We start from the raw sequence: 6,585 nt of genomic DNA on the forward strand, positions 1-6,585 counted from the left end.
ACTCCCACGGGCGGAGTCAGAGTCCGCTGCACTACCATTATGCGAATCCCCATCGGATGTCGTGTCGGGCGTCTGCCCTCAACGCTTAACTATTATAGCCGCTGTGCGTGCGTTTGTCAACAGTTTTTTTGCGATTTTTTCATCTTTTTGCAACCATCGCAGCAACGTTTGTTTTTCTGTCCGAGGGTTGACAAGCCGCCCTCACTGTCGTACATTTATAGTAGATTGCATGATTTTGTCATGCATAAACCGCGTTTGACGCGGCACATGGGAGGTAATCATATGGCAATTCGTGTTGGCATCCTGACATCCGGCGGCGACTGCCCCGGCCTGAACGCCACCATCCGTGGCGTGGCTAAAGCGCTTTACAATCGTATGGGCGATAAGGTGGAGCTGGTCGGTATTCTGAACGGCTATGACGGCTTAATCAACGGCAATTACCGCGAGATGGCTCCGTACGAGTTTTCCGGCATTTTGACCGTGGGCGGCACCATCCTTGGCACCAAACGCACGCCCTTTAAAAAGATGCGTGTCGTAGAAGATGACAAGGTCGACAAAGTCGCGGCCATGAAGAAAAACTACCGCGCCGCCAAATTGGATTGCCTGCTTTGTTTGGGCGGCAACGGCACCCACAAAACCGCCAACCTGCTCAGCCAAGAAGGCTTGAACGTCATTGGCCTGCCCAAAACCATCGACAACGATATCTATGGTACCGATGTAACCTTCGGTTTCCACACAGCCGTGGATATTGCCACAGAGGTCATCGACCGTATCCATACCACGGCCGGCAGCCACAGCCGCGTGATGTGTATCGAGATCATGGGCAACAAGGCCGGTTGGCTGACGCTGTATTCCGGTATTGCCGGCGGCGCCGACATCATCCTGATTCCCGAAATGCCCTATGACATCAAGAAGGTCGCTGCTGCGGTGGAAAGCCGTGCCAAAGCCGGCAAGAACTTCTCGATTTTGGCCGTGGCCGAAGGTGCTTTCTCGGTAGAAGAAGCTAAGATGAAACGGAAAGAATGGACCGCCCAGCGTGCGCAGGCCGGTTATACCACTGCGACTGCCCGGATCGCCCATCAGATCGAAGAACTGACCGGCGCCGAGACCCGTATCTGTGTACCGGGCCACATGCAGCGCGGCGGCAGCCCCAGCGCATACGACCGCGTACTGGCCACCCAGTTCGGTTCGTATGCCGCCAGTCTGGTAGCGGACGAGCATTACGGCGTTACGGTAGCCATGGTCAACAGCCATGTAACCGCCAACCCTCTCGCCGATATTGCCGGCAAGACTCGTGGTGTTCCCGGTGACTGCGAAATGCTCAACGTAGCCCGGGCTATGGGCATCAGCTTGGGCTGATTTTCCCCTGAACAAGAATACGAAAGGCAACCGCGCTGCCATGGGCAGCGCGGTTGTTGTTTATTCCAAATAGAAATCTCGAAGGGCTTGCAGGCGGTGGGCATTCAAACCGTACTCTGCCGCAAAGTAGGCTTCATAGCTATCGTACCGTTCCAGAATTTCCTCGATGGCACCGGCTCCCATCTGCTCGTTGACCCCCTCCACTGAAAGCAGCAGCTCCCGTTCCTGCGGAGACTTGCCCTGCAGCGAGGCTTCTATAATGGCACGCCGGTAGGTATTGGTCAGCATATAATCAGCCAGTGCTGTCTGCTTACTGGCTCCCAGTGCCAACAGAATCAGCATCGCAGCGATACCGGGACGGTCCTTCCCACAGCTGCAATGGAACAGAATCGGCACCTTGCGTTGTTCCAGCAGAGCAAACAGCCGCTGATACGCCGGATTGCCAAACGGCATCTGCCGGTACAGAGCACTGAACCAATAAAAATCGTGTACCGGATGCCCCGCCTTTTTTTCAAAGGCTGCTTTCTCGGCCGCCAACCGTTCGATCCCTGAGGAAGAGAAATCCATCTCGGAACCATCGGTCATTCGCATCGCGCATACCCGCTGATACTCCACTCCAGAGATGGCCGGGTCAGGGTGCTGGGCACATTCCCCTTCGCTGCGCAAGTCCAAAATGGTCTGTAACTGCCAGCTTTGCACCACCGCTTGGTCCTGCGCACTTTGCAAGGTGTCCAAGTTGCCGCCGCGATACAGCAGCCCATAGCGAACATGGCGGCCATCTGCCGTGGGGTATCCCCCCAACTCCCGAAAATTCACAGCGCCTTGCAGCGGGATCTCCGCCCCCGGTGCCGGGTATCGATTCTGCATACTGCCTCCCTCTCTCCCTCTTCCTTTGTTTGGCTTCATCATAACACAGAACCCCGACGGGGACAAGCCCCGCCGGGGTTCTCATCATAGCTGTGCCAACAGCGCATCAATTTGAGCCTTGCGTGCCAGCCCCAAGCTGAATGCGGTTGCGCTGCCGCAAGCTGTGCCCAGCCGCAGCGCTTCTTGGTAAGAGTCCGTCTGCAGAAACCCTGCCACAAAGCCCGCCAGCATGCTGTCGCCTGCACCCACGCTATTGACCACCTTGCCTTGGGGGGCAGCGCTCCGGTGCAGCGCTCCTGTTTCATCCAACAGCAGCGCACCATCCCCTGCCATACTGACCAGTACGTTCCGGGCTCCCTGCTGCTGCAATTCCCGCGCAGCCTGTGCCACCGCCTCTTCATCAGGCAATACGCGCCCCACCAGTTCGGCCAGTTCCTCCCGATTGGGTTTTATCAAAAACGGAGTAAGGGGCAACACCTTTGCGAGCAAAGCCCCTGAAGCATCCACCACTGTTCGCACCTGCTTATTCCGCAGACCGGACAAAAGGACCTCGTAAGTATTGCCGGGCAAGCTGGCCGGCACACTGCCCGCCAGCACCAGCACGTCCTGCGACTGCAGCGCCGCCAATTTTTGCTGCAGCGCCTGCATCGCCTCGTCTGGAATCACCGGTCCTATCCCGTTGAGTTCCGTTTCTTGCCCATCTTTGACCTTAACGTTGATCCGCGTCATGCCTTGGGCCAGATGAACAAAGTCGGTCTGTAGCCCTTGCGCGCGAAGCCCCGCTTCCAGCCATACACCGGTTTGGCCTGCTACAAACCCCAGTGCCACACTGGGGCAGCCCAGTTCAGCAAGTACGCCGGAAACGTTGATGCCCTTACCGCCCAAAACATAATCCTCACCCGCAGCGCGGTTAACCGCACCTGCTTGCATTGGTGTCGCCAGCCGTACCACATAGTCAATAGCCGGATTTAAAGTAACGGTATAAATCATAGGTCTGTTTCCTTTGTAAAGCAACAGGTTCCGCTCACAACAAACCAAGCGGGTCAGTTTCCGTCATCGTAGGTTTCCACCGGAACGTCGGCATACTCGTCGGGCCCATCCGCCGGCAGAGTCTGCATGTATTCATGCATGGCTTCAGCCACCTTCTTGCTATACGCCACTGCCTCCACGACCGTCCGGGCGCCCTTTACGGCGTCGCCGCTGGCGAAGATGCCGGGCACATTGGTGCGGCCCACTTCGTCGGTAACAAACAGACCCCGCTCGTTGGTCTTGAGCTCCTTCTCATCCTCGGTGATGGTCGTACATGGTCCCTGACTGATGGAAACGATGACGCTGTCCGCGGGATAGAGCTTTTCACTGCCCGGAATTTCCGTCAGCGTACCGTCTTCCGCCTCCAGCAAATCGCAGAACACTACGCCGCGCTCGGTAATTTCCTTAGGCTTTTTATTGTAATGGAATTTCACGCCCTCCAGCTTGGCGTAGCTGGATTCGTAGTCACTGGCGGCAATCTTTTGGGACAGCGAGAAGCACTCCACATGCCGAGTCCCATTGCGCAATGCTGTACGGCAAACATCCATTGCCGCATTGCCGGCGCCAATGACGATCAGGCGATTACCCAGATGATAGACATCCGGGTTTTGCAGGTAATTGATGGCAAAATGTACATGACCCAGACTTTCGCCCTTAATATGCAGCGCGTTGGGGCGCCACACGCCCGTTCCAATAAAGACCGCCTTGTATCCATCCCGGAAGAGGTCTTCCACGCGCAGAGCCTTGCCTACGTCGGTATTGGGGCGCACCTTGATGTCTTTCAAGCGCAGGTGACGGTATTCAAAATCGTCCAGCACCGATTTGGGCAGACGAAATTCCGGGATACCGTAGCGCAGCACACCGCCGATCTTGTCGTGGCTTTCAAAAATGGTCACATCGTAGCCGTACCGGGCCAAGATAACCGCAATGGTCAGGCCTGCCGGGCCGGAACCCACGATCGCCGCTTTTTTGCCGTTGGGCGTAGCCGGACCATGGGTCATTTGGCTGGCATAGGTAGAAGAAATATAGTTCTCAATGACCGAAAAGTGGACCGGCGCCCCCTTGATTCCCTGCACGCAATGGCCTTCGCACTGATTCTCATGATTGCAGACCAAAGAACAAACTGTCGTCAGCGGATTGTTCTCAAACAACATCTTGCCCGCTTCGTTGAGCTTGTTTTCTTTCAGCAATCGGATAACTTCCGGGATGTTGGTATGGATAGGACATCCCTGCTGGCAGCGCGGATTTTTACAGCCCAAACAATGATTTGCTTCGTCCATTACATGCAGTGCCATATACTTCTCCTTTATTCGTACCGATTTTGCGCGTTAAAAATGCAACAAAGTTGCTTTTTTACGCATTTTTTCTCCATATTATAGTACCACCAGTTTGGTCGTAAGGGCAAGACCCATGGGAGAAATTTTTTCTCTACAAAGTGACGAAAAATCCACAGCACGGCTGTGCAACTCACCGACTTTTTGTGCCGATGGACCGCTGCGCATCAAGTCCGCCAAAGAAGTCCCCGCCGGGAGACTGGCCGATTTTAGACGCGGCAGCGCCTCTTTTTTAGCCCCCAGTACCAGCAAAAAGGGCGGGTCCGGCAAGGTCGAGGGCATTCCCAGCGCTGCATCCAGTACAAGGCGGCGCAGTCTGGCATGGGGATAGCGTTTGGTTTTCAGCCGGGTATACAGGTCCTCCAACCCTTGTGCCCCTCGTACCGCTGCCGCCAAGCGGTGTTCCAGCCCCTCGCTGATTCCACGAATCTGCGCGAATTTTTCTTCTGGCATGGCGCGCAGCAGTGTCAAAAGCGCTGTTTCTAGTTTAGCGGGATCCAGAAGCTGCCCTTGCTGCGCGGCGCACTGGTACAGCTCCATCGCAGCCTGCGGCACAAAAGGCCGCCATTCTGCCAACGGACGGCTGCGCAGATCACTGGCACTGGCCATAGGGATTCCGTTGTGCATCCCCGCCTCGCCGCCATGTGCCGCTCCCCACCGCGGCAGCGGGAAAGGCTGTAAATCCGCCTTTTGCCGCAAAATAGCCTTGCAATATTCAACCCCCAGAATGTTGTTTGGACTGCGCAAAAGTTCTTCCGTTTCAGGAGCCAGTTGGGCGGCCGCTTGCGCACGCGCCACTGCATAGGTCACTCCATCCGCCAGTTTTTCACGGATCAACGCCTGAATTTTTGTTCCCTGCAGCAGTTGTGCAGCCTCCAGCAAACGGACCGCATCAGGTGTTTCCGCTCCAAAAGCCAGCGTATCGCAGCCAAAATCGACACACCGGCTGCCGCGAACTGCTCTGCCGTTGTACAAGCATAAGGTGCCGGCAGAGCCACCACCAGATCTGCCCCTGCCGCCAAAGCAGCCTGTACGCGCACTGTCTCCGGCAGAATTGGAACGCCGCCCCGCTGTACCGCCCCCGCGCTCATGCAGACGGCGATGCACTGGGCTCCCGCCTGCCGCACCGCCGTCAGTTGGGCCGCATGGCCGTTATGAAAAGGGTCATACTCGGTGATGATGCCTACAAAATCCATGGAAGGCTCCTACTATGCAAAAATTGTTCTATCTTGCGTTTATTGTTCTTGAAAATTCAGTGACCCCATTATATAATAATTTTAGCATTTAGAAAAGGGCGATTTATGCCCATAGAGTATTGAAGGAGGAAACCCCATGAAAATTCTGGTTATCAACTGCGGTTCTTCGAGCCTGAAGTACCAGCTCATCGACATGGACGGCGAGAAGGTACTTTGCAAAGGCCTGTGCGAGCGCATTGGCATGGAGAGCAGCATGATCACCCACGAGGCCAATGGCCACAAGGCCACTACGCCTGCCATCTTCCCCACCCACACCGAAGCGTTCGGTGAAGTGGTCAAAAAGATGACTACCGGCGAGGGCAAGGTCATTGAGCACGTGAGCGAAATTGATGCCATCGGTCACCGTGTGGTACACGGCGGCGAGAAGTTCAAGAAGAGCTGCCTGATCACCCCCGAGGTCATTACGGCGATCCGCGATCTTTCTCCCCTTGCTCCGCTGCACAACCCCGCCGCAATTCTGGGTATTGAGGCCTCCTACAAAGTGTTTGGCGAAGACAAGCCCAACATCGCAGTCTTCGACACGGCATTCCATTCCACCATGCCTCCCAAGGCCTACATGTATGCCATCCCCTACGAGTACTACGAAAAGTACGGTGTGCGCCGCTATGGCTTCCATGGTACCAGCCACAAGTACGTCAGCCATCGTGCTGCCGAATTTTTGGAGGAGCCCATTGAGCGCCTGAAGCTCATCACCTGCCATCTGGGCAACGGTTCTTCCATCGCTGCCGTGGATCAGGGCC

At 55.9% G+C, this 6,585-nt stretch carries 5 protein-coding genes and 1 pseudogene; 2 read left to right on the forward strand and 4 right to left on the reverse strand.

Features of this window, described 5'->3' with window-relative positions:
• Positions 1-282: 282 nt before the first annotated feature.
• On the forward strand, positions 283-1,359 hold the full coding sequence (locus Q0526_RS03255; protein WP_298730807.1) for an ATP-dependent 6-phosphofructokinase: 1,077 nt from the start codon (positions 283-285) through the stop codon (positions 1,357-1,359).
• Positions 1,360-1,419: 60 nt separating this feature from the next.
• Here the strand turns inward: Q0526_RS03255 and Q0526_RS03260 are convergent, their stop codons facing one another.
• The 4 genes and pseudogenes from Q0526_RS03260 to Q0526_RS03275 form a co-directional block, all read right to left on the reverse strand.
• The gene (locus Q0526_RS03260; RefSeq protein ID WP_298730809.1) at positions 1,420-2,226 is read right to left on the reverse strand and encodes a tyrosine-protein phosphatase; all 807 of its coding nucleotides are present in this window, start codon (positions 2,224-2,226) and stop codon (positions 1,420-1,422) included.
• Positions 2,227-2,310: 84 nt separating this feature from the next.
• Positions 2,311-3,216: a 1-phosphofructokinase gene (pfkB, locus tag Q0526_RS03265; RefSeq protein WP_298730811.1), complete on the reverse strand. Its 906-nt coding sequence runs from the start codon at positions 3,214-3,216 to the stop codon at positions 2,311-2,313.
• Positions 3,217-3,269: 53 nt separating this feature from the next.
• Positions 3,270-4,565, reverse strand: coding sequence for an NAD(P)-dependent oxidoreductase (locus Q0526_RS03270; RefSeq protein WP_298730817.1), 1,296 nt, complete (start codon positions 4,563-4,565; stop codon positions 3,270-3,272).
• A gap of 63 nt (positions 4,566-4,628) precedes the next feature.
• Positions 4,629-5,785, reverse strand: a pseudogene (locus Q0526_RS03275) (nucleotidyltransferase family protein).
• Positions 5,786-5,921: 136 nt separating this feature from the next.
• Here Q0526_RS03275 and Q0526_RS03285 point away from each other — a divergent pair.
• The coding region (locus Q0526_RS03285; protein WP_298730816.1) for an acetate/propionate family kinase at positions 5,922-6,585 on the forward strand (664 nt) is incomplete at its 3' end.

The sequence above is a fragment of the uncultured Subdoligranulum sp. genome (assembly GCF_937890665.1).